The 23,728-nt window shown below is 69.9% G+C and carries 21 protein-coding genes and 1 pseudogene; 16 read left to right on the top strand and 6 right to left on the bottom strand.

Annotated features, from left to right (window positions below; translation table 11 throughout):
- The first annotated feature begins 29 nt into the window (after positions 1–29).
- Positions 30–3,314 carry an NACHT domain-containing protein gene (locus STRCI_RS00575; protein ID WP_418953297.1) on the top strand — a complete coding sequence of 1,095 codons (3,285 nt, stop codon included), beginning with the start codon at positions 30–32 and terminating at the stop codon, positions 3,312–3,314.
- 146 nt (positions 3,315–3,460) lie between these two features.
- Entirely contained in the window at positions 3,461–4,339 is an 879-nt protein-coding gene (locus STRCI_RS00570; protein WP_269656772.1) for an ABC transporter substrate-binding protein, read from the top strand.
- A 43-nt stretch (positions 4,340–4,382) separates the two neighbouring features.
- On the opposite strand, the gene STRCI_RS00565 is transcribed toward STRCI_RS00570, so the two are convergent.
- Positions 4,383–7,163, bottom strand: coding sequence for a SpoIIE family protein phosphatase (locus tag STRCI_RS00565; protein ID WP_269656771.1), 2,781 nt, complete (start codon positions 7,161–7,163; stop codon positions 4,383–4,385).
- Between the two features lie 125 nt (positions 7,164–7,288).
- Between STRCI_RS00565 and STRCI_RS00560 the strand changes: the two genes are divergently transcribed.
- The 7 genes from STRCI_RS00560 (at position 7,289) to STRCI_RS00530 (ending at position 12,512) form a co-directional block, all read left to right on the top strand.
- Positions 7,289–7,531, top strand: a complete 243-nt coding sequence (locus tag STRCI_RS00560) for a hypothetical protein (RefSeq protein WP_269656770.1) — start codon at positions 7,289–7,291, stop codon at positions 7,529–7,531.
- A 1-nt stretch (position 7,532) separates the two neighbouring features.
- Positions 7,533–8,078 carry a Clp protease N-terminal domain-containing protein gene (locus tag STRCI_RS00555; protein WP_269656769.1) on the top strand — a complete coding sequence of 182 codons (546 nt, stop codon included), beginning with the start codon at positions 7,533–7,535 and terminating at the stop codon, positions 8,076–8,078.
- Positions 8,079–8,244: 166 nt separating this feature from the next.
- Positions 8,245–8,742, top strand: coding sequence for a hypothetical protein (locus tag STRCI_RS00550; protein WP_269656768.1), 498 nt, complete (start codon positions 8,245–8,247; stop codon positions 8,740–8,742).
- Between the two features lie 185 nt (positions 8,743–8,927).
- A complete protein-coding gene (locus tag STRCI_RS00545) occupies positions 8,928–9,308 on the top strand; it encodes a hypothetical protein (RefSeq protein WP_269656767.1) in 381 nt (126 codons plus the stop codon).
- A gap of 216 nt (positions 9,309–9,524) precedes the next feature.
- Positions 9,525–10,826 (top strand): M28 family peptidase, encoded by a 1,302-nt coding sequence (locus STRCI_RS00540; protein WP_269656766.1) that lies wholly within the window; start codon positions 9,525–9,527, stop codon positions 10,824–10,826.
- A gap of 205 nt (positions 10,827–11,031) precedes the next feature.
- Complete coding sequence (locus tag STRCI_RS00535) at positions 11,032–11,505, top strand: hypothetical protein (protein ID WP_269656765.1); 474 nt, start codon at positions 11,032–11,034, stop codon at positions 11,503–11,505.
- 176 nt (positions 11,506–11,681) lie between these two features.
- On the top strand, positions 11,682–12,512 hold the full coding sequence (locus STRCI_RS00530; RefSeq protein WP_269656764.1) for a dienelactone hydrolase family protein: 831 nt from the start codon (positions 11,682–11,684) through the stop codon (positions 12,510–12,512).
- Positions 12,513–12,583: 71 nt separating this feature from the next.
- On the opposite strand, the gene STRCI_RS00525 is transcribed toward STRCI_RS00530, so the two are convergent.
- Positions 12,584–13,873: a DEAD/DEAH box helicase gene (locus tag STRCI_RS00525; RefSeq protein WP_269664456.1), complete on the bottom strand. Its 1,290-nt coding sequence runs from the start codon at positions 13,871–13,873 to the stop codon at positions 12,584–12,586.
- A 366-nt stretch (positions 13,874–14,239) separates the two neighbouring features.
- Between STRCI_RS00525 and STRCI_RS00520 the strand changes: the two genes are divergently transcribed.
- A complete protein-coding gene (locus tag STRCI_RS00520; RefSeq protein ID WP_269656763.1) occupies positions 14,240–14,443 on the top strand; it encodes a cold-shock protein in 204 nt (67 codons plus the stop codon).
- A gap of 83 nt (positions 14,444–14,526) precedes the next feature.
- Here STRCI_RS00520 and STRCI_RS00515 read toward each other — a convergent pair whose 3' ends face one another.
- Both STRCI_RS00515 and STRCI_RS00510 read right to left on the bottom strand, forming a co-directional pair.
- Complete coding sequence (locus STRCI_RS00515; RefSeq protein WP_269656762.1) at positions 14,527–15,729, bottom strand: low temperature requirement protein A; 1,203 nt, start codon at positions 15,727–15,729, stop codon at positions 14,527–14,529.
- 177 nt (positions 15,730–15,906) lie between these two features.
- A complete protein-coding gene (locus STRCI_RS00510) occupies positions 15,907–16,827 on the bottom strand; it encodes a GlxA family transcriptional regulator (RefSeq protein ID WP_269664455.1) in 921 nt (306 codons plus the stop codon).
- 129 nt (positions 16,828–16,956) lie between these two features.
- Here STRCI_RS00510 and STRCI_RS00505 point away from each other — a divergent pair, with 129 nt between their 5' ends.
- From STRCI_RS00505 to STRCI_RS00495, 3 genes and pseudogenes are all read left to right on the top strand, one after another.
- Positions 16,957–17,550 carry an MBL fold metallo-hydrolase gene (locus tag STRCI_RS00505; RefSeq protein ID WP_269656761.1) on the top strand — a complete coding sequence of 198 codons (594 nt, stop codon included), beginning with the start codon at positions 16,957–16,959 and terminating at the stop codon, positions 17,548–17,550.
- A gap of 19 nt (positions 17,551–17,569) precedes the next feature.
- Positions 17,570–17,890: pseudogene (locus tag STRCI_RS00500) on the top strand (ATP-binding cassette domain-containing protein); the annotation flags it as partial.
- A gap of 116 nt (positions 17,891–18,006) precedes the next feature.
- Positions 18,007–19,662, top strand: coding sequence for an IS1182 family transposase (locus tag STRCI_RS00495; protein WP_269656760.1), 1,656 nt, complete (start codon positions 18,007–18,009; stop codon positions 19,660–19,662).
- Between the two features lie 122 nt (positions 19,663–19,784).
- On the opposite strand, the gene tnpA is transcribed toward STRCI_RS00495, so the two are convergent.
- Positions 19,785–20,213: an IS200/IS605 family transposase gene (gene tnpA / locus STRCI_RS00490; RefSeq protein WP_269656759.1), complete on the bottom strand. Its 429-nt coding sequence runs from the start codon at positions 20,211–20,213 to the stop codon at positions 19,785–19,787.
- A 23-nt stretch (positions 20,214–20,236) separates the two neighbouring features.
- On the opposite strand from tnpA, the gene STRCI_RS00485 reads away from it, so the two are divergent.
- Both STRCI_RS00485 and STRCI_RS00480 read left to right on the top strand, forming a co-directional pair.
- On the top strand, positions 20,237–21,559 hold the full coding sequence (locus tag STRCI_RS00485) for an RNA-guided endonuclease InsQ/TnpB family protein (RefSeq protein ID WP_269656758.1): 1,323 nt from the start codon (positions 20,237–20,239) through the stop codon (positions 21,557–21,559).
- A 41-nt stretch (positions 21,560–21,600) separates the two neighbouring features.
- Positions 21,601–22,278, top strand: a complete 678-nt coding sequence (locus tag STRCI_RS00480) for an aldo/keto reductase (RefSeq protein WP_269656757.1) — start codon at positions 21,601–21,603, stop codon at positions 22,276–22,278.
- Positions 22,279–22,405: 127 nt separating this feature from the next.
- On the opposite strand, the gene STRCI_RS00475 is transcribed toward STRCI_RS00480, so the two are convergent.
- Entirely contained in the window at positions 22,406–22,945 is a 540-nt protein-coding gene (locus STRCI_RS00475; protein ID WP_269656756.1) for a GNAT family N-acetyltransferase, read from the bottom strand.
- Positions 22,946–23,268: 323 nt separating this feature from the next.
- On the opposite strand from STRCI_RS00475, the gene STRCI_RS00470 reads away from it, so the two are divergent.
- Positions 23,269–23,706, top strand: coding sequence for an NfeD family protein (locus STRCI_RS00470; RefSeq protein WP_269656755.1), 438 nt, complete (start codon positions 23,269–23,271; stop codon positions 23,704–23,706).
- Positions 23,707–23,728 lie beyond the last annotated feature (22 nt).

Raw genomic sequence — 23,728 nt, 5'->3', positions numbered from 1 at the left:
GACCGCGTGGTACCGCCCAGGGGACCGGTGTGCTTCTGGCGCCCCGGCACATCCTCACCGCGGCACACGTCGTGCGGAAGGCGAAACCGGAAGAGTCCGACGGCGGCTCGGGTCCCGCCGCGGACGGGTCGCCTCGCGTGACCGCCGGGCACGAGACGGTCGCGGTGATCCACCCGAGTGGCTCGCAGTGGACGGCCTGCGAGGTGCGCTGGGTCGACGAGAAGCGTGACCTCGCGCTGCTGGAGGCCCGCGCCGACGTGCTGCGGCAGAGTGGTCTCAAGCCGCTCGGCAGACTGCGCTGGGGGCGCGTCGCCACCGCCCAGCCGGTGCGGGACTGCCAGGTCGTGGGCTTCCCGCACGTCCAACGCGACCCCTTGACCGGCGAGATCGAATGCGATCAGTACGAACTCACCGTGCTGCCCATGGCGAGCCGACTGCGGCCGAACATCCTGGTCGGCGAGTTCGCCCGGCCACCCGCGGTGGAGCGGGAGGACGGGCGTTCGCCCCTGGCCGGGCTCTCGGGCGCCCCGGTGTTCGCGGGCGGCGTGCTGATCGGCGTGGTGACGAGCGTCCCCGCCGGGCGCGGACACCTGCGGATCGAGGCGGAGTGTCTCGACGAGGACGTCACCTCGGCGTTCACCCTGCCCGAGGAACACCGGCCGCGGAACCTGGAGCCGGTCACCGAGTTCCACCGCCACGACGAGCTGTTCGAGCAGGAGTACCGGGAGGCGATCAAGGCCCGGTTCCACAGCATCGCGATCATCGGGATCGACGACCTGGGCCCGCACGAGTCGCGCTGGAACCTGGACACCGCCTACCTCCACCTGGAGGCCGAGGACGCCTCGTCCTCCCGGCGGGCACGCGGCGTGCCCCGGTGGGCCCGGCGCGTCGACGACCAGCTGATGGCGGCCGGGCCCCGCGTGCTGCTGCGGGGAGAGGCGGGCGCGGGGAAGACGACGCTGGTCGAGTGGATCGCCTCGCACTCGGCCTCGGTCACCCTGGAGGGCAGCCTCGGCGCCCTGAACGGTCTGGTGCCCTTCGTCGTGCCGCTGCGGCGGCTGCGCGCCCACGGGCACGGCTTCCCCGCGCCGAACGCGCTGTACCGGGTGGCCGGCCTGATGACGGGCGATCCCCCGCGGAACTGGGCGCGCCGGGTGCTCGACGCCGGGCGGGCGCTGTTGCTGGTGGACGGGCTCGACGAGGTTCCGCAGGAGGACCGTGAGGAGGCTGGGCAGTGGCTCAGCTCGCTGCTGGCCACGTTCCCCGCCAACCTGTGCCTGGTGACGGTCCGGCCGCTCGCGGTGGAGGAGAACTGGCTGGCGGGCGAGGGCTTCAAGGAACTCCGCCTGCTGCCCATGCGGGACACGGACATCGAGACGTTCGTGCACGCCTGGCACGACACGGCACGCCTGGAGGAGTCCGTCTCCGCCGAGGAGCGCGACCAGCTGTCCGAACTGGAGGCGACCCTCAAGGCGGAGTTCACCTCCAACCCCGCGCTGCGCAACCTCGCCCGGACCCCGCTGCTGTGCGCTGTGGTCTGTGCGCTGCACCGGCGCAGCGGCGGCGACCTCCCGGTGAGCCGCCCCGAACTGTATCTGGCGGCCCTGAAGATGCTCCTGGGCCGACGGGACGCACGGCGGAAGATCCCGAAACCGGAAGGGATCGAGCTGCCGGCGGAGGCGCATCAGGCGCTCCTCCAGCGCATCGCCGTCTGGCTGGTGCGCAACGGACAGTCACAGCTCTCCCACGAGCAGGCGATCAAGCAGCTGACCCCGGCCCTGGAGGGTATGCCGAAGGTCCGGGGGCAGGGCTCCGCGCAGGCGGTCCTGCGCCACATCCTCAACCGCAGTGGCGTCCTGGAGGAACGGACGGCGGACAGCATCCAGTTCATTCACCGCACCTTCCAGGACTACCTGGCCGCGGCCGAGTTCCGCAACAGCGACTGCCTCGGCGAACTCCTGCGCCATGCCTCGCAGGAGGAGTGGCACGACGTCGTGCTGCTGTCCGTCGGCCACTGCACGGACGCCGAAGTACGCTCCGTGATCGAGGACTTGATGGACCAGGGCGACGAGTTCACGGGGCACGAGCGGTGGAACCTGCATGTGCTCGCGGCGAGTTGCGCGGCCGAGGCGGTGTTCCTGCCGGCCAGGACGCTCCAGGCCGTCGAGGACCGGGTGAAGGCGTTCATGCCGCCGAAGAACGACATCCAGGCGACGGAGGTGGCCAGGCTGGGGCCGTATGTGCTGCCGATGCTGCCTGGTCCGAGGGGGCTCGCGCAGGACGTGCAGCTTCTGGTGGTCACCACCCTGAGTAGGATCGGCACCCCGGAGTGCCTGCCGCTCACCCTCGCCTACGCCGCGCAGCCGAGTGCCGTCATTCGCCAGTTCGCCGTCTCGGCCTGGCGGGACTTCCCGGTCGAGCGCTACGCCCGTGAAGTGCTGGCCCGGATCCGGCTGGACGACGTCGTGGTGCACGTCGACCGGGACCACATGATCCGGAATCTGCATCACCTCGGTCCGTTGCTGGACGTCGTGGTCAGCGGCGCCTTCCCCGCCTCCCAGCTGGACCGGGACCTGCCGCGCACCGAACTCGGCAGGCTCACCGTGAAGGACAACCACACGCTCGGCAACCTGTCCTTCCTCGGCGGACGCCCCGGAATCAAGGCCCTGTGCCTTGGCGCGGGCACCTGGGTCCAGGACATCTCGGCTCTGCGGGGCACGGACCTGACCATGCTCGCGCTGGAGGCCACACTGCTGGACCCGGCGGAAATGGCCGTCATCCCGAGCCTGCACCACCTGCGGGAGCTGCGCCTGCGGGGCCTGGGGCGCGACATGTTCCCCCCGCCGCATCCCGGGGTGGCACGGCTGTCCGTGGCCGCGGACGGCGGACGACTGGACTCCCTGCGCCACTGGACGGGGCTGCGCGGGCTGGCCGTGTGGCAGGAGACCTCGCTCGTCGACCTCTTCGAGGAGATCACCTGTCTGCCGAGGCTGAGAGCGCTGCAGATCCCGGTGCGCGACCCGGCGACGGAACTCGCCGGACTGCCGGTCCAGCACGGCATCCACTCGCTCACCCTGCCCAGCCTCGACGGAGAGGCCGATCTGACCGGACTCGCACGGACCTTCCCGGGCTTGCGGCGGGTCACCCTGGGCCCGGTGCCCGAGCAGTCGACAGTGGACCTCACCCCCCTGCACGAACTTCCAGGGCTGTCCGTCACGCTCGTCTCCGAGGGGCATCCCCCTCACCTCAAGGGCCGCGAAGCCCTCGGCGGCCGGTTCCGGCTCACGGCGACGTCCACTCTCGACCTGCGATGAGGCACACCGGGCCGGCGAGCCCGGCCTGAGCTGAGCGGCTTGGCACCGGACCGGGCTTCGTCGTCCTTCCACGTGGCTCCGGCAGTCGTATGCTCCAGGGTCATTTATGGTGATTCAAGAAGTACGTCTCTACCGGAGGTGCAATGATGCGCGCCGCGGCAGCGATCGTCTCTCTGCCTGTCAGTGTGGCGTTCATCGTCGCGACAGCGGCGTGTGACCAGGGCGGATCGGAGGCGCCGAAGATCCGGTATGGGGACTGCCCGGTCTCGGGGACCTACGGGGAGTTCGACCTGTCGCCCGAGACGGCGGGTGCGCTGACGGTCAAGACGACCCTGCCCGCGCCCGGCTGGTGGAACGGCACCACGCCGGAATCCGTCAACAGCGGCTACGAGTACTGCATGGCCGCCAACATCGCCTACCGGTCCGGACTCGACCGGGTGAAGGTCAAGAACGCCCCCTTCCCGGAGGTCGTGTCCGGCCGGACCACGGACTTCGACCTGGCCCTGGCGCAGATCACGATCACCGTGGAACGGAGCAGGGTCGCCGACTTCTCCCCGCCCTACCTCTCCTCGACCCTGGGCGTGCTGATCAGGGACGGCGAGAAGATCAACGAGGACAACATCCGTGACGTCCGTATCGGGGTGGCCGAGGGCACCACGGGCGAGGAGTTCGTCGAGAACCGCCTCAAGCCGACGAAGCCCGTCACCAGCTACGCCAACGACCCGGAGATGGTCGAGGCGCTGGAGGAGGGCCGGATCGACGCGGTCGTCCACGACACGACCATTTTGCTGGCCTATCCGCAGAAGCAGGAGAGCCGGGTGCGCCTCATCGGCCAGTACAGGACCGATCAGGGTTACGGCGCCCTGTACCCGAAGGGGTCGGACAACCAGGACGAGCTGGACCGGATCATCAGGCAGCTGATCGACGACGGGACGCTCGCCAAGCTGTCGGCCGTCTATCTCGGGGCCGCTTTCGGCCAGGACCCGGCCAAGATCCCGTATCTCACGGTCGACGACAGCTCCTGAACGTTCCGGGGCGCGCACGCCCGGGGGCGGGCGGCGGTCCCCTTCACAGGTCCGCCATCAGGAGACCGCTGAGGTCCCCGGCGGCTCCGGCATCGAGTGCCTGCTCGGCCCAGATGATCTTCCCTCGGTCTGTGTACCGGGTGCCCCAGCGGCGGGACATCTGCGCGACGAGGAACAGACCGCGGCCACCCTCGTCCGTGGTGGCCGCGCGGCGCAGGTGCGGGGAGGTGCTGGTGCCGTCGGCGACCTCGCAGATCAGGCTGTCGCGGTCGCGGAGCAGCCGCAGACTGATGGGGCTGGCTCCGTACCGGATGGCGTTCGTGACCAGCTCGCTGAGGATCAGCTCGGTCGTGAAGGCTGCCTCCCCAACCCCCCAGGCTTCCAGCCTGCGGGTGGCCTCGGCGCGGATCCGGGGCACGGCCGCGGGGTCGGCCGGCACGTCCCACTCCGCGACCTGTTCCGGGTCCAGGAGCCGGGTGCGTGCGACGAGCAGGGCGACATCGTCACCCGACCCGGTGGGCAGCATCGCTTCGAGCACCGCCTGGCAGGTGTCGTCCAGGCCGGCGCCGTTCGTCTCGGCGAGCGCGTCCCTCAGCATGCCGAGCCCGACGTCGATGTCACGGCCCCGGGCCTCGACCAGGCCGTCGGTGTAGAGGACCAGCCGGCTGTCGGCGGCGAGCCGGAGTTCGGCCGTTTCGACGGGCAGGCCGCCGCCCACGCCGAGTGGCGGGGCGACAGGGATGTCGGGGAAGGTCACGGAGCCGTCGGGCGAGACCAGTGCCGGACCGGGGTGACCTGCCCGGGCGAGAACGCAGCGCCCGGTGACCGGATCGTAGACCGCGTACAGGCAGGTGGCACCGCTGACGGCCTCGGTCTCGCCCTGGGCCGCCGCGTCCTGGTCGATCTGGGTGATCAGGTCGTCCAGGTGCGCGAGGAGCTCGTCCGGGGGCAGGTCCAGGGCGGCGAAGTTGTGCACCGCGGTCCTCAGGCGGCCCATCGTCGCGGCGGCGTGCAGACCGTGCCCGACGACGTCGCCGACCACCAGGGCCACCCGCGCCCCGGGCAGCGGGATGACGTCGTACCAGTCGCCGCCCACTCCCGCCTTGGCGGGCAGGTAGCGGTGCCCGACCTCCAAGGCGGACAGCTCGGGGAGCGTGCCGGGCAGCAGGCTGCGCTGGAGGGTGACGGCCGTGGTGTGCTCGCGGGTGTAGCGGCGTGCGTTGTCGATGCACACGGCGGCCCGGGCGGCGAGTTCCTCGGCGGGGGACAGGTCGTCCGATTCGAACGGGTCCTGCTCCGAACGCCAGAACTCCACGACCCCGAGCAGCTGGCCTCGGGCGCGGAGCGGCACCGAGATCATGGAGTGGATGCCGTAGTCGATGACCTGCTTGGCACGTTCGGGGTTCTGGGCCCGCCACCCGTCGGCCAGGGCGAGCTCCGCCACCAGGACGGGCCGGCCGGTGGTCATACCGATGGCCACGGGGTTGTCGGGCGCGTAGTGCATCCGCCTTCCCACGGGGTAAAGGGGGACGTCGTCCCGGACGCCCTCGGACGCGATGCGGTAGAGGTCCATGCTCGCCCCCGTCGGTTCCCCGCCACTCAGTACGGGCTCCACCAGCTCGATGGTGGCGAAGTCGGCGAAGCGCGGGACCGCCACCTCGGTGAGCTCCTCGGCGGTGCGCGTCATGTCGAGGGTGGTACCGATCCGCGTGCTGGCCTCGTAGAGCAGTTGCAGACGCCCGCCCGCCACGTCCGCCCGGCCCGCGAGGGCGCGCAGCTCCGTGGTGTCCCGCAGGGTGGCCACGCTGCCCTCCCGCGGGCCCACCGGCCGTACGTTGACCGCGAGCAGGACGTCCCCGGCCAGGAAGACCTTGTCCGTGGCCGCCTGGCCCGATCCCAGCAGTCCGGCCAGGGACGGGTTCAGCCCGAGTCCGGTGACCGGCCTGCCCTCGATCTCCGGCGGCAGCGCGAGCAGCCGGCGTGCCTCGTCGTTGACCAGCAGCAGCTTTCCGTCACCGTCCAGAATGATCACGCCTTCACGGACCGCGTGCAGCACCGCGTCGTGGTGCTCGTACATGCGGGTCATCTCCTCCGGCCCCAGGCCCCGGGTCTGGCGCCGCAAACGCCCGCTGACCAGTGCCGACCCACCCGCGGCGAGCAGCAGAGCGACACCGCCGGCGGCGAAGATCACCGGTAGCTGGTGCTGGACCACACTGGTCACCTTGTCCACCGTGACCCCTACGGTGACCAGGCCGACCGCGGTCCCGTCCTCGTCGAAGACGGCCACCGTCGAGTCGACCGCCTTGCCCAGGCTGCTGTCGAAGGTGGTCTGGTGGGGCTCGCCCTCCAGCGCCCCGCTGTAGGACGTGGAGACGTGCTTCCCGATCTGGTCCGGGTCCGGGTGGGTCCACCGGAAGCCGTACGGGCTCAGTGCCACGACGTAGTCGACGCCGGTCTTCTTGCGCACCGCCTCGGCATGGGGCTGGAGCTCCGCCGTCGGGTCATCGCTCGTCATCGCCTCGGCGGTGCCCGGGGCGTTCGCGAACGACTCGGCCGCCACCAGTGACCGGTCGCCGGCCTCCTGGATCGCGCGGTTGCGGTCCTGGATCACGAGGGCCACCACGGCCGTGGCGATGAGCAGCAGGACGACCACCAGTTGCAGCCGGAAGACCTGACCGGCGACGCTGCGCGGCTTCAGTAAAGACAGCACCCGTCGGCCGACCGAACGGTGACGGGCCTCCCCGCCGGATTCCGGCGGTCCGGCCTTCGGCGGCACCCGGTCGCCCTGTCGGCTCGCTGGGACATTTCGCCCGAGTTTGCCCATTTTCTCAGTATCAGTGACCGGCCCGGTGGGCGCGGCTCAGGGCGGCCCCGGCGGACCCGTGGCGGCGGGCTGCCGTCTGTCAGGGTTCCTTGACATCTTCTGACTGTCAGGGCAACCTGACAGTCATGGGAGCTGAGGAGACTCCGGCCTCGCTGGCCGGACAGGTCACCAACAAGGACCCCGCAGTGGGACTGCAGGCCGTCGTCGCACTGCGTCGTCTGCTGGAAGAACTGGAGCGGGTCCACGTCGACAACGCACGCGACCAGGGCTGGTCGTGGCAGAGCATCGCCACGTCGCTGAACGTCAGCCGGCAGTCGGTCCACGAGAAGCACGCGAGCAGGCGCAAAGCCGAAGGCAAGGAGACCTAGAGTGTTCGAACTTTTCACTGATCGCGCGAGGCAGGCCGTAGTGGCCTCCCAGGACGAGGCGATCGCCCTCGGCCACGACTTCATCGGCACGGAACACCTCCTGCTCGGCCTGGCCGGCACTGATGGGAGCACGGCCGGGGAGGTGCTGCGCGAGCAGGGCGTCGAGCTCACGCGCGCCAGGCAGGAGACGCTGCGCGTCCTGGAGGCCGCCGGGATCGCCGCCACCGGCGGCCGCCCCGCGAAGGACGCCCTGGCGTCGCTCGGTATCGACGTCGAGGAAATCCAGCGTCGGGCCGACGACAACTTCGGGCCCGGGGCCTTCCAGTACCCGAGGCCCGCCTATACCGAGGACGCCAAGAAGGCACTCGAACAGACCCTGAGCGAGGCGCGCGCGCTGGGGCAGGAGAGGTTCGGCACCGAGCACATCCTGCTCGGCATCCTGGCCGCCGGCGAGGGTCGCGGTCTCGATGTGCTGGCGGCTCTGGAGGTAGACCCCGACGGCCTGCGCGGGGCGACGCTGGCCCGGGTGAGCGGGGACGCCACGTAGGAGCTGTCCGGCCGATGATGTGCAGGGCCAGATGAGTGGGATGGGGCGGCCGAACACCCGTCTCGATCCGCCGAGTTCGGACGCTCCCTTGGCGTCGGCTCGGGCCGGGACCCAGCTTGGTTCGCGAGGCTTCTCAGGGCGCCGGGGCGGAAGCCATGATGACGGAATGGTCATCAGCGAGGATCTGCTCTGGGACGCGGAGGAGAAGGGGACGCCGACCGTTTCGCGGCTGCGGCGTACGGCGGTGACGGCCGGCTGTGTCGGCCTGTTCGTCCTGGTGCTGTGGACGGCTTCCGACGCTACGTGGGCGGCCTGGGCGGCTGCGGCCTACGTGCTCGCGGAGATCGCGTACCGGGTGTGGGACCGGCGGCGCCTGGTCGAGGCGCGGATCGTCGTCGGCGAGGCTGACGGCCGTGCCAGGCTCCGCCTCCGGCAGGCCGGCGGACGGACAACCGAACACGACCCCCACCAAGTGGCCCGGGTGCTCATCATCCGCGACAACGTCGTCGACTCGGCGAATCTGCGCCTGCGCCTGCACGGGAAGCGGGTCCTCTTCGGGCGCCCAGGCCGCCCCCCGGCAGTCACGACGTGGCGGAGGACGTGCCCAAGAGCCCACGTCCATGAGAGAAACGCCTGGTGGGGCATGCCGGGGGTCCCCGACTAGGACGTGTCCGACCGATCGAGTCCGTCGGGATCGTGTGCCGACCGCGCCGCGCGAGCGACCCGGGCCCTCGCTACTCGCGCGGCATCCGTCTGATCACCCGCCCCACGCCCGCTGTCACGGCCCTGACGAAGCGCGGCACGGCTGTGCGGGCCGACTGCGGCCAGCGCAGCGGGTAGCGTTCCGGCATGACGTCAGCGCTGTCCCGGTTTCCGCCGTATCCGATCCGTGGCGTGTCCGTGCTGCACCAGAAGCAGAACTGCGCGCCGCAATTCGCGGAAATCGAGGTGGATTTCGAGCCGGCGGCCGAGGGCTTCGTCTTCGAGGTGGCCCCGGATCTGACGGTGGAGTACCAGCCCGCCGAGCACCTGCCACGCTTCTTCGCGGCTGCCGCCGTAGGTATCGAGGAGCAGCTGCGCCTGCCCGGGATCGGAGTCCTGATCGCCACTCGGGTAGTGCTGCGGCGTGCCAGCGCCGACACCTTCGGCTCCCATGAACTGGCCTTCAGGATCGCGGGTTACCTGGCCGCCCGTAAGGCTTTGGAGCGTACGGGGTTCCCGTCACTCTGAGTTCCGCCTCCCGCGACGCATGCCGGCGCCGTGAGTGCGTCAACAGGACCCCTGCGCCGCACTCTTGACGGTGAGTCAACCTTCACCGAATATTCAATTCGCATCGCCGCACCAGGCACAGGCATCACACAGCTCCAGCGTCCCGCGTCACCAACGCAGCGGGACGTTTCGCACGTTCCGTAACCCATCCTCAGTTCGGAATCACGGAGCCCCCACATGAACCTCTCCGCTCGTCAGCGTGCGCTCGCAGTGGCCGGTGTCGCTCTCGCCGGGCTGCTCGCCGGGGCCGTCCCGGCAGCCACCGCCCAAGCGGCCGCCGCCGCGCCCGACATCCCGGTCGCCAACGTCAAGCAGCACCTCGCCGATCTCCAGTCGATCGCAAGCGCCAACGGCGGCAACCGCGCCCACGGCAGACCCGGCTACCAGGCCTCGATCAACTTCGTGAAGGCGAAACTGGACGCCGCCGGATTCACCACGACAATCCAGCAGTTCACCTCCAGCGGCGCCACCGGCTACAACCTGATCGCCGACTGGCCGGGCGGTGACGCCAACCAGGTCGTCATGGCCGGCTCGCACCTCGACTCGGTGACGTCCGGCCCCGGCATCAACGACAACGGCTCCGGCTCGGCGGCGATCCTGGAGACCGCCCTGGCCGTCGCACGGTCCGGCTACCAGCCCACCAAACACCTCCGGTTCGCCTGGTGGGGCGCCGAGGAACTCGGACTCGTCGGCTCCCGGTACTACGTCAACAACCTCCCCGCCACCGACCGCGCGAAGATCAGCGGCTACCTGAACTTCGACATGATCGGCTCGCCCAACCCGGGCTACTTCGTCTACGACGACGACCCGACGATCGAGAAGACCTTCAAGGACTACTTCGCCGGCCTCGGTGTCCCCACCGAGATCGAGACCGAGGGCGACGGCCGCTCCGACCACGCTTCCTTCAAGAACGTGGGCATACCCGTCGGCGGTCTGTTCACCGGCGCCAGCCGGACCAAGACCTCCGCGCAGGTACAGAAGTGGGGCGGCACCGCCACCGCCTTCGACCGCTGCTACCACTCGTCCTGCGACACGACCGCCAACATCAACGACACCGCCCTGGACCGCAACAGCGACGCCATAGCCCACGCGATCTGGACCCTCTCGTCCGGCACGACGAACCCGCCGGGCAAGGTCTTCGAGAACACATCCGACGTCTCCATCCCGGACAACGGCGCAGCGGTGACATCGTCCGTCAGCGTCACCGGCGTCACGGGCAACGCGCCCAGCAACCTCGCCGTCGGCGTGGACATCATCCACACCTGGCGCGGCGACCTCGTCGTCGACCTCGTCGCTCCCGACGGCACGGTCTACAACCTGAAGCCGTTCTCGTCCTCGGACTCCGCCGACAACGTCCAGACCACCTACACGGTCAACGCGTCAGCGGAGGTCGCCAACGGGACCTGGAGCCTGCGCGTCCAGGACAGGGCCACCTATGACACCGGCTACATCAACGGTTTCAAGCTGACCTTCTCCTGAGTCCAGCGGCCCGTCGCTCTGCTCAGGGCGACGGGCCACTGTCCGAACCCGGAAGCTCAGGTCGCCTTCCGCCCGGTCGCCGCCCGCGTCGGCCCGTGCCGCGGGATCCGCTGGTCAGCCCTCTCACCATCCTCCAGACTTGAAGGTGTGCGAGGAGCTCTCGGGGATCAGCGCGGGGAACCCGGGACCGAAAGAGGGGACGAGCATGGCCCACCTGCGATTCTCCTGGGTCCTGTCCGGACCGGGTTGGGCCAAGTGCACCGTCAGTGACGACGAGGCGGAGGCCGAAGTCACGGCCTCCTACATCACCGCCGCCCCCGAGGGTCTCTTGACGGCCGTATCCCGGCTGATCGTCGGCGAGACCGAATGCCGAGTGCAGTTCGAGGCCGAGCCCACCGCCTTCCGGTGGATCTTCCGCCGTCAAGGCACCCGCGTGTGGATCCGCCTCCTGGAGATGGTCCACGGCGGTGACCACGACAACGCGGGGACCGTGATCTGGTCCACCCAGCAGGACATCGACGTCGTGGCCCGCGCAGTGATCCGTTGCTTCGACGAGGTCGCGGGGAAGTACGGCGAGGGCGCCTACCGCGGCAAATGGCGTGAGGACTTCCCCCGCGCGGAACTCGAAGCGCTCAGGGCCGCGTGGCGCGCGTATCGGGGTGACTGGGCGGCCTCTTGACCCCCGGCATCGAAAGCGAGGGGGAGGTGCGTCGTGGTCAGACGCCGTCGCCGGTGATCTGGGTGTTGTTCACCCCGGACAGGTCGAGTTGAGGGACTGGTGCGTCGATGGCTACTTGCGAGTAGGCTCCTGGTCCGTTGTCAGAAATGAGCACCGGCCTGGAAGCAGGAGGACGCGTGGCCGACGACACGCTGACGGATTTCGCCCGGGAACCGTTCACGCACGCAGGCCGATCGCATGTCGTGCTGCGCTCCGGCACGGGCCCGGCCGTGATCGTGATGGCCGAGATTCCGGGTATCACTCCCAAGGTCGCCCAGTTCGCGAGGCGCGTCCGGGACATCGGCTGCACCGTGGTCCTGCCGGACCTGTTCGGCGTTGCCGGACGCGATCCCGATCCCAAGGCCCACGGCTGGACCGGAGCCGCGATGACCGGCCTGCGCGCGCTCGCCCACATCTGCGTGAGCCGGGAGTTCACCACGCTCGCCGCGGGCCGCACCTCACCCGTGGTCACGTGGCTGCGGGCACTTGCGGTCCGTGAGCACGAGCGGTGCGGCGGCCCGGGCGTCGGTGCGCTCGGCATGTGCTTCACCGGCGGCTATGCCCTGGCCATGGCCACCGATGAACGCCTCCTGGCGCCCGTGCTCTGCCAGCCTTCCCTGCCGCTGGCCGTCACCGCGGGAAAGCGCCGGTCCCTCGACATCTCCCCGAGCGACCTGCGCACCATTCAGCAGCGCTGCGAAGCGGGTCTGACCGTGCTCGGCCTGCGCTTCCGGGGCGACCGGATCGCGCCCGCCGAGCGCTTCGCAGCGCTGCGCGAGAAGCTCGGCGCGGCGTTCATCGGCATCGAGCTCGATGACGAAGCAGCACACCCTGAGGGGTTGCTTCCCCCGCATTCGGTTCTCACGGAGCATCTGATCGACGAGCCCGGCCAGCCCACCCGCCAGGCACTCGACCAGGTCCTCGACCACTTCCGCACCCGGCTGCTCGCGCTGCCTGATCCGGCGTAGGGCCACCACGGGACCGTGCGGGAGTGCGCCGCCATGCCTGGCATGTCCCAGCAGCCGACGGCACCGAGGTGTCAGCGGCCCTTGCGTACCCGGGCCGCGGCGCGGGCTTCCGCGGTCTTGCGGGCCTCGGAGGCTTTGCGGGACTCCTTCGCGGGGCGGCCCGTACGGGAGCCGAGACCACGGAAGGGGGCGTTGCCGCCGCTCTTCTTCGCCGCGACCGGCGGGCGTCGCGCGCCGGTGATGGAGGTCAGCGCCGCCTCGCCGGAGCGAACCTGGGTGACCGTGGGTCGGATCCCGGCGTCGGACATCATCCGGTTCACATCGCGCCGCTGGTTGGGGGTGACCAGGGTGACCACGGTCCCGGACTGCCCGGCACGCGCCGTGCGCCCGCCACGGTGCAGATAGTCCTTGGCGTCGGCCGGCGGGTCGACGTTGACGACGAGGTCGAGGGTGTCGACGTGAATGCCCCGCGCGGCGACATTGGTGGCCACCAGCACGGTGATCTCACCGTCCTTGAACTGGCCGAGCGTGTGCGTGCGCTGAGGCTGCGACTTCCCGCTGTGCAGGGCGCCGGCCCGCACGCCGCTGGTCCGCAGATGACGAGTGAACTGGTCCACGCCGGCCTTGGTGTCCAGGAACATCAGCACCCTGCCGTCCCGCGCGGCGATCTCGGTCGCGGTCGCGTACTTGTCGGCGGCGTGGATGTTCAGCACGTGGTGTTCCATCGTGGTGACCGAGCCCGCGGCCGGGTCGACCGAGGCGTGAACCGGGTCGTGAAGGTAGTTCCGCACCAGTTGGTCGACGCCGCGGTCGAGTGTGGCCGAGAACAGCAGCCGCTGCCCGTCGGAGCGCACCTGGTCCAGGACTTCCGTGACCTGCGGCAGGAAGCCCAGGTCGCACATCTGGTCCGCCTCGTCCAGCACCGTGATCCGCACCTGATTCAGGTGGCAGTCGCGGCGCGACACCAGGTCGGCCAGCCGTCCCGGGGTCGCGATGACGACCTCGGCGCCCGCTCGCAGTGCCGCCTGCTGCCGGTTGATCGACAGCCCGCCGACCACCGTCGTCAGTCGCACCTTCATCGCCTGTGCGTACGGGGCCAGCGCATCGCTCACCTGCTGTGCGAGCTCCCGGGTGGGCACCAGGACCAGTGCGAGGGGCCGCTTCGACTCCGCCCGCAGGCCCGCGGTGCGGACCAGGAGCGCCAGGCCAAAGGCCAGTGTCTTGCCGGAGCCGGTCCGTGCGCGGCCGAGGACATCGCGGCCGGCCAGCGCGCCCGGCAGGGTGGCCGCCTGGATCGGGAAGGGCTTGGTCACCCCCAGGGCGGTCATCGTCTTCGCCAGCTCCGACGGGAGCCCGAGCATGTCGAAGGAGGCGGCCGGAGGCAGGCTCGGGGGCGTGGTGTGCGGCGTCGGGACGGGGGCGGACTGCTTCGCGTTCAAGGGGAACCTTCCTGATCAGTCGCCCCGGGAACGATCCGGGGCCCGTACCCCTTGGTACGGGCCCCGGCGAGGTCGAAGCGTGGCCCTATTTTATCAGCGGGTGCAGGGATGCCTGCTGGTGATGATGGTCGCCACTTCCGTCACCGACACCTAGCGCCGACGCGTGCACGGATGATCGAATGACTGGGCCCCGGGCGGGGTAGAACGGACGCGGGCGTCTTGCCCAGGCGGGCGAGTCCCGCCAGGTACTCCTGCCGGTACACCCGGCACGAACTGAAGGATTGCGGTATGGCCAGCGGCACCGTGAAGTGGTTCAACGCCGAGAAGGGCTTCGGATTCATCGCCCAGGACGGCGGCGGCCCGGATGTCTTCGCTCACTACTCCAACATCACCGGCAATGGGTACCGGGAGCTGGTCGAGGGCGAGACGGTCACCTTTGACGTGACCCAGGGCCAGAAGGGTCCGCAGGCCGAGAACATCGTCCGCGGCTGACCTGCAAGAAGCGCTCACCGCATCGTGAGGGGCCCGGCATCAATCAGCCGGGCCCCTTTCGCGTGTGCCGGAGTTCTCGGGGCTCAGCTGGCGGCGGTCACATGGGGCCGGGCGGTGGTGTCCTGGACGAGGACCAGGGCGGTCACGAGGGCGGCCAGGAGGGTCAGGGAGACGAGCGAGGGGATGAGGGCGACTGCGGGCCCGGCGACGACGCAGACGGCTCCGCCGACGAGGAGGGCTGGGGAGCGGTGGCTCGTGGTGCGGAAGAGCAAGGCGGCCGAGGCGAGGAGGAACACGCCGACGCCGCCGGGCAGGGCCCAGGCAACGACACCGTGGAGGGGTTCGGCCAGGTCGTAGTGGCCGGTGTCGGCGATCTGGGTGAGGGACTTCTTCATGCCCAGGGCGGTGATGACGATTCCGGCCACGAGGGGGAGATGCAGGAACGTGTACGCGTCACGGGCCAGCCGGGTGCGGTCGTCGCCGGTCGCGGTGGTCAGCCGGTGCTCGACCGGCTCGGCGAGCTGACGGAAGTACAGACGCCACAGCCCTGCGGATATGAGCAGACCCAGGGCGGCACCCGCTACGACGGGGGTGCTCAGGGCGAAGCCGGAGACGCCGACACCTATCGCGACGATCGACTCGCCGAGCGCGATGATGACGATCAGGCCGTGGCGTTCGGCGAAATGGCCGGGTGAGGCGACCCGCCAGCCCGACTTTCCGGTGACAAAGATGCCCAGGTAGTCGATGACCACGGCGGCGAGCCAGATCAGGATCTGGGTCCTGCCGGTGAACGCCGCACCTATGAGGAGCAGGGCGAAGGGCGGGGCCACCGAGAGCAGGGCGGTGCGGCGCACGACGCGCTGAAGCGCCTGGTCAGCGGGATCGGAGAGCCAGTACGTGACCAGGTGAAGGACGCGCACGGCGCCGTAGCACAGCACGAAGACCAATGGGGCGGGCAGTCCGCCTGGCGCGTCGTCGTAGATCTCGGGCACGGTCAGCGACACGATCAGGACGACGGCCATGACGGAGACCAGCACGGTGAACATCGTGCCGGAGTCGGCCCGTACGACGTTTCCCAGCCACGCGAAACAGCACCAGCACCACCACAGCAGCGCCAGCGCGACCATCCCGCCGAGCAGTCGCAGACCGCTCGGGTCGGCCGCCATCAGCGCTGTGACCTGAGTGATCGCATACACGAACACCAGGTCGAAGAAGAGCTCGGCCGGTGTCACTCGATGGCTGCCCTCGGTCGCGACCAGCCGCGACCCCTCGCTGTTCACTGCCACAACTCCCCCTCCGGGGCGCCCCGCCGCCCACGGCCGGAACGATAGCCCACGGGCCATGGCCGAAGAAGGCCGTTGATGCGTACGGGAGTTCGCTTCCCGCGTACACAACGGAAGAGGGAAGCGTTCTTCCGTTTTCGGGGGGTGAGCCCGGCCGTTCGCCTGCGTTTCGTGGCTGGTTCAGCCTGCCGGCCGGGGGGTGCGGGTGAAGGCGCGGCGGTAGGAGCGTGGTGGTACTCCGCGGCGGCGTACGAATTGCTCTCGCAGTACCGAGGCGCTGCCGTATCCGACGTGGCGGGCGACTTCTTCGACGGGGAGGTCGGTTGTCTCCAGCAGTTCCTCGGCGCGGCTCAGCCGCAGCTCCCGCAGCCAGGCGTGCGGCGTGGTGCCGGTGGCCGCGGTGAAGCGGCGGGCGAAGGACCGTTTGCTCATCACCGCACGCCGGGCCAGTTCCGCGACGGGCAGCGGCTCGTGGAGGTGCTCGCGGGCCCAGGTGAGAACCTCGGCGAGGCGCTCGTCCTGACCGTCCTCCGGGGCCGGGGCGGCGAGGTACTGGGTCTGCCCTCCGTCGCGGTGCGAGGGCAACACCATGTCACGGGCGATGTGGTTGGCCATGGCGGCCCCGTGTTCGCGGCGCAACAGGTGCATGCAGAGGTCGAAGCCCGCGGCGGCCCCTGCGCCCGTGCAGATCCTGCCCTGGTCGAGGTAGAGCGCGTCCGGCTGGACGGTGACGTCCGGATAGGCGCGGGCCAGGAGGTCCGCGAACCGCCAGTGAGTCGTGGCCCGCAGGCCGTCGAGGAGGCCGGCGGCGGCGAGGGTGAAGGCGCCGACACAGTGCGCTGCGATCAGCGCGCCCCGCTGGTGCGCGGCCCTGAGGGAGTCGAGGACGGCTGGGGTCGGTGGCGTGCGGAAGGCGGCTCCCGGCAGGACGAGTACGAGGTCGGCGCAGGCCAGCCGGTCCAGTCCGTGCGTGATGGTGAGCGGCACGCCCACGTCGGTGGGGACGGTACCCGGGCGGTCGCCGCACAGGGCGAAGTCGAAGCCGGGTGCCGCCTCGCCGTGCGGGGCGAACACCTCGGCGACGATGCCGACGGCGAGCATGCCGACTCCCGGTGGGGCGTAGGCGGCCACGGTCGTGAAGGGAGGCACACGCGGAGTGTGGCACATTTCCTGCGATCAGTGGCATCCGTGCCACTCGTGTGCGTTCTCCCAGCTCGCAAGGATGAGGGCATGACAGACACGCAGCTCGGCCGCAGCGCCAAGTACCAGGTCTTGACCGTCGGTTACACCCTCTCCACCGGCCCCGGAGTGGCCGCCACCGTTTCCTACGTGGGTGATGCGGGCCGGCATGTGATCATCGATCCCGGCATGGTGGCGAGCCGTGACCGCATCCTGGGCCCGCTCGCCCGACTGGGGCTGGGCCCCGACGACATCACCGACGTCGTGCTCAGCCACCACCACCCCGACAACACCATGAACGTGGGCCTGTTCGGACGGGCCCGGGTCCACGACCACAAGGCGATCTACGAGGCCGACCAGTGGACCGACCGGGACGCCGAGGGCTACGAGCTCACCCCCTCGTTGCGGCTGATCCGCACGCCGGGACACAGCCCCGAGGACATCACGCTGCTGGCGGGCACGGACGCCGGAGTGGTGGCGTTCGTGGGCGATCTGTGGTGGCGCCCGGACGGTCCGGCAGAGGACCCGGTGGCCCCGGACCGCGATGTGCTGCGCGCCTCCCGGCTGCGGGTACTCGCCGCCGCCGACCTGATCGTTCCCGGCCACGGTGCCGAGTTCACGGCGGACGACACGGCGCCCCGATGAACACCCAGGGGCAGGGTCCGTCTACGTCGAGCTGTTCTTCTCGCCCATCCAGCAGCTGTCCCAGGCGTTCGACGGCTACCAGCAGGCGGTCGTGGGACTCGGCAGGCTGCGCACCCTGATGCGCGAACCGCTCGGCACGCCCATCGCGGCACGACCCCTGCCGGTCGGGGAGCTGCGCGGGGAGATCGAGTTCGACCGGGTGTCCTTCGACTACCGCGACGGCGACCGCGAGGTGCTCCACGAGGTGACCCTGCGCATTCCTGCCGGACACACGGTGGCCCTTGTCGGCACGACCGGCGCGGGCAAGTCGACGATCGTCAAACTCGTCGCCCGCTCCTACCTTTGATCTTGGGCAGTGCTCCGCCCTTTAGGACTCTGCTGTGGAATGCGTGATTCGAGCAGGGCCGGGTCGTTGGTCCCCCATGGTTGTTGTCGTGGGCGGGAGGGCTGAGGGGGATGTCGCTGGAGCCACGGGCTGATCAGGGGGTGCCGGAGCTGACAGCCCGGGTGGTGCGGGCTGCGTTCCCGAGGGGGACGCTCGCGGTGCGGATCCGGGAGGCGTTGGGCTCGCTGTTTGAGGACGAGGTGTTCGCCGGGGCATTCGCCGTCCGGGGACGACCGGCTGTCTCGCCAGGGGCGTTGGCCTTGGTGTCGGTGTTGCAGTACGCGGAGGGGCTGACCGACCGGCAGGCCGCTGACCAGGTGCGGGCCCGGATGGACTGGAAGTTCCTCCTCGGCCTGGAGTTGGATGATCCCGGGTTCGATGCCTCCGTGCTGAGCCTGTTCCGTTCCCGTCTCATTGAGCACGGACTGGAACAGACGACACTGCAGCTGGTGCTGGAACGCCTGCGCGGGCTGGACCTGCTGAAGGCGGGTGGTCGGCAGCGGACCGATTCCACGCATGTGCTCGCGGCGGTGCGGACGCTGAACAGGATGGAGTTCGTCGGCGAGACGCTGCGAGCCGCACTGGAGGCGCTGGCGGTCGCGGCCCCGGCATGGCTGTCCGGCCTGGTCACGGCCGAGTGGGCCGAGCGCTACGGGCCGCGCGTGGACGACTACCGCTTCCCCAAGGGCGAAGAGGTCCGTGAACAGTGGTCTGAGCAGGTCGGCCGGGACGGATTCGTCCTGCTGGAGGCGGTTTACGCCCCCACGGCTCCCGACTGGCTGCGCGAGATCGAGGCGGTGCAGGTCCTGCGGGTCTCCTGGATCCAGCAGTACCACCGCGACGAGAAGGGGGTGCACTGGCGGGAGGGAAAGGATCTCCCGCCAGTTCATCACCGGTTGTGCTCGCCCTATGACACCGATGCCCGTTACGGGATCAAGCGCGGCTCGGGCTGGACCGGCTACAAGGCGCATCTGACCGAGACCTGCGAGCCGGACGCGCCGCATGTGATCACGCAGGTGGCCACGACCGACGCCGTGGTGGCCGACACCGAGATGACCGAACCGGTCCACCAGGCGCTCGCAGAACGGGAGTTGCTGCCAGACGTGCATGTCGTGGATGCCGGCTACACCACTGCCGCCTTGTTCCTGGCCGCGACCGGCCGGGGCATGGAGCTGCTCGGCCCGGCCCCGCACGACAGCAGCCGCCAGTCCCGGGAAGATCAGGGCTTCTCCCGCGCCGGCTTCACCATCGACTGGGATGACGAGAGCGCCGTCTGTCCAGCCGGGCACCGAAGTTTCGAGTGGTGGGAACAGAAACACCACCGCAACGGCACTCCGGTGATCAAGGTGTTCTTCTCCGCCGAGCACTGCCGCCCCTGCCCGAAGCAGACATCGTGCACCAAGCCCCCGTCCGGCCGCCGGGGCCGGGGCATCACCTTCCTGCCACGAGAACGGCACGAGGCCCTCGAAGCCGTCCGTCAGGCCCAGGAGAGCGATGAGTGGAAGGACCGTTACGCAATCCGGGCCGGGGTCGAAGGCACGATCTCCCAGGCCGTCCGCGTCACCGGCCTCCGCCGCACCCGCTACCGCAACCTGCCCACAACCCGGCTCGGCCACGTCTTCGCCGCCACCGCGATCAACATCATCCGCATCGACCGATGGCTGACCGGCACCCCACTCGGCGGCACCCGCACCTCCCACCTCGAAGCCCTCATACTCGCGGCCTGACAGCCCAATTCGCGGAATTCTCAGCAGAGTCCTTCAGGGCGGAGGTGATGCGCATCTCAGAACTGCTCTGGCCTCGGTTGTGGGCGCGGATCCGCGCTGTTGACCGGCGCCCACGACGGCCGTCACACGGGGCGTTGCTGGTTCTCGATGTACTGGCGAACGACGGTCAGTGGCGCCCCGCCACAGCTTCCGGCGAAGTAGGAGCCGGACCAGAAGTGGCCGCCCCACAGGTAGCGGCGGACGTGAGCGTCGTACTCCTTGCGCAGGTAGCGGGAGGAGACGCCCTTGAGGGAGTTGACCAGCTTGGAGAGCTGGACTTTGGGCGGGTAGTGCACGAGCAGGTGGACGTGGTCCTCTTCGCCGTTGAACTGCTTCAGTTCAGCCTCGAAGTCCTCGCAGACCTCTCGCATGATCTCTTCGCAGCGCGTCAGCATCTCGCCTGTCATGGCCCCGCGCCGGTACTTGGTGACGAATACCAAGTGGACATGAAGGTTGTAGACGACGTGACGGCCGGTGCGTACATCGGGATTTGGATTCCAGCGCGGTGACATAGACCGAATGCTACAGTGATCGTGTGGCAACGGAACGTGCGCAGGAGAGGCGGCAGTTCGGGCACCGCGCCCGGCTGGCACTGACCCCTGCACAGATCCGGCTCATCGACGCCCAGGCGCACGCCGCCCGTACGACGTGGAACCTCCTGCACGACTGGTGGACGATGCTGCCGAAGGGCAGGCGCACGCTTGCCGCGGCGGACGCCGCGATCCGCCAGGCCCGCAGGGACATCGACTGGCTCGCGGCCCTTCCCGCCCAGGCCGCCCAGGCGGTGTTGAAGACGTACTTCCAGGCGTGGAAGAACTGCTGGGACGGCCGGGCCGAAGCGCCGAACTTCAAGGCCCGTTTCCGCACGGTGATGAGCGTGGACGTCCCGCAAGGCCGCGACCTTCAGATCAAGCGCGTGCACCGCCGCTGGGGCATGGTCAACATCCCCAAGATCGGCCGCGTCCGCTTCCGCTGGACCAAAGACCTCCCCATCGGCAAGGCCGCCAGCACCGACAACAAGATCACCGGCGCCCGGCTGGTCAAGGACGCGCTCGGCTGGCACATCGCCTTCCGCGTCCAGACCCTCGCCACCGTGCCCGAGCCGCACACCGGTCCCGAGGTCGGCATCGACGCCGGAGTCAACATCCCCCTGGCCCTGTCCGACGGCCACCACCAGGACCACGGTCGCCCCGCCCGCCTCCCGGACGGCACGGCCGACCGGGACAAGTGGCTCAACCTCGACGAAAAGGCCAGGCTGCTCCGCCTGGAACAGCGGGCCGCGCACCGCAAGAGCTTCCGCAAGCCGGGCCAGAAAACCTCCAGCCGGCTGAAGCGGACCTACGACCAGATCGCAAGCCTGCGCGCGACAGCCAAGCGCAGGGCGAGTGACTGGCAGCACCAGACCACCACCCACCTTGCCCGCACCTACGGCGTGATCGTGGTGGAAAAACTGGACATCCCGAACATGGTCAAGAGTGCCAGAGGCACCATCGAGAACCCAGGGAAGAACGTCGCCCAGAAGTCCGGCCTCAACCGCTCCATCAGCCAGGAGGCGTGGGGACGCACCGTGACGATGCTGACGTACAAGGCCGCCCGCCACGGCGGCACCGTGCACAAGGTTCCCGCCCCCGGTACCTCCCGGCGCTGCTCGATGTGCGGCTTCACCACACCGGGCAGCCGGCAGTCCCAGGCCGTGTTCGTATGCAAGAACGAAGGCTGCGGCTGGTCCGACAACGCGGACCACAACGCCGCACGGAACATCCTGCACCTGTACCGGATGGGCCACGCGCTCGTCCCGGCTGCCGGAAGGGCAGTCGCCAGGCGCCCCCGCGGCGTCAAGCCCGCCACCGCAAGGTAGGAGGGAATCTCCCGGCTTCAGCCGGGAGAGCACTTCAACAGGTGCACCGCCCGGAGGAGGAGGACACGGACTTCGACGAGACGCTCGGCACGCTCTCCGATCTCGTCCGTCAGGGCAAGGTCCGCTACCTCGGCACCTCCACGTTCCCTCCGTCCCGGATCGTCGAGGGGCAGTGGACCGCGGAGAAGCGGGGCCGCGAGCGGGTGGTGCCCGAGCAGCCGCCGTACTCGATCCTTACCCGCGGCGTGGAGGCCGAGGTTCTCCCGGTGGCGCAGCGGTACGGGCTGGCGGTGATTCCGTGGAGCCCGCTCGCCGGTGGCTGGCTGACGGGGCGCTACCGAACGGGCCGACCCCAGCCGGAGTCCAGCCGAGCGGCCCGTCAGCCGGGACGCTTCGACGTCGACAGCGCGGAGAGCGCGGCCAAACTGGAGGCCGTCGAGGCGCTCGCCGTCCTGGCCGAGCAGGCCGGGATCACCCTGATCGAGCTCGCCCTCAACTTCGTCCTCGCACACCCGGCGGTCACCGCGCCGATCATCGGCCCGCGCACGCTGTCCCAGCTGGAGGAGCAGTTGGGCGCGGCGGACAGCCCGCTGCCGCCGGACGTGCTGGACGAGATCGACAAGATCGTCCCGCCCGGTACCACCCTCTCGGCGCGAGACGCGGGGTATGTCCCGCCGGGCCTGCACGACACGACAGCCCGACGGCGGATCGGCAACTGACCCGGTTCGGCGGGAGGCCGCGCGGAATCCTGCGGCGGGTCGCTTCTCTCGGGCTCAGCCGAACCACCTGGCGGCCGTGACCGCAGCATGCATCCGCACTGCCGAATCCGCATTCTCGAGTACGAGCTCATGTGGACGTCGTGGCCGGGGACCGCTGGCCGAGCCACTGCTCGGCGTCCCAGGCTCGGAACCGCTCGACCTCGGTGAACCCCAGCTTCGCCGCTAGGCGCATCGAGGCGACGTTGGCGGTCTGGGTGGTGAGCACCACCGGCTCGGCGGGAAGGACGCCCTCCAACCAATCGAGTGCCGCCGCGCACGCCTCGGCGGCGTACCCGAATCCCCATGTCCGCGGCAGGAACAGATAGCCGAGATCGGCCTTCCCCGCGGCAGCCGGGCGGCGGTGCCCGGTGGCCCTTCTGAGCAGGATCTGGCCGATCATCACCCCGTCGAGATCAACGACGAAGCTCCCGGGCCACCGCTGGGGCACCTCAGGCATCTCGTGCTCCAGCTCGTCACGCGGGCGGGGACCGCCGACGTAGGCGTTCACTTCCGGCGAGGCGAGCAGCTCGATGAACGCCGCACGGTCCCGCGCCTCGGGCTCACGGAGCACAAGTCGCTCGGTCTTGATCGGGGCAGGCGGCCAGGCGACCGGTCCGAGTTCAGTCATGCCGACCAGCCAATCAGTGGGTTCGGCCATGATCAAGGCGTGCGGACCGATCAAGCCGTCGATGGTGGGATCGGGATGCTGAATCCGTGCAGTCCGGGCGCTCGGACACTGCCGGACCCCGGCAGTGACGGGGCCCGGGCGCGGGGGCACACTGCTCGCGGGCCTCCTTCTCACCCCGGCCGGCGGCAGGGACGCCCGCGTCCGGCAGGGACTCGTCGGCGCCCCCGCGAGAGCGGTTTCGCCGTCAAGAACCACAGCTGTCGTCTGTACTGCCCGGCCCGGGAGTAGCTTGGTGGACAAGGCCCCTGAAGGAGGGCGATTCAATGCCGTGGTTCGTATGGCTGCTCGCCGCCGCGGCACTGGGTGCCGCGGAGTTTTTCACCTTGACGCTGGTCTTCGGGTTGCTGGCGGGCGCGGCGCTGGTTGCCGCCGTAGTCGCTGGTGTGGGGGTCGGCCTCCTCGGCCAGCTTGTGGCTCTCGGGGTGACAGCGGCAGCGGGCCTGCTGATCGCTCGCCCCGTCGCGATGCGGCATATAGCGCAACAACCGCTCACGTACGAGGGCAGCGACGCCCTGATCGGCAAGCGGGCCGAGGTCATTCAGGAGGTCACCGCGACCCACGGGCTCATCAAACTGTCCGGCGAGGAATGGTCGGCCCGCGCCTTGGACGAAAGCCTTGTCATCCCGGTGGGAGCGCTGGTGGATGTCATGGAGATCGAAGGCGCCACGGCCATCGTCTACCCCCGAGAACTCCTTCCGTGAACGGCTGAACATTCAGTAACGG

Origin of the sequence: Streptomyces cinnabarinus (assembly GCF_027270315.1) — a bacterium.
GTDB classification, from domain to species: domain Bacteria; phylum Actinomycetota; class Actinomycetes; order Streptomycetales; family Streptomycetaceae; genus Streptomyces; species Streptomyces cinnabarinus.
This window is presented reverse-complemented; position numbering and strand designations above follow the sequence as displayed.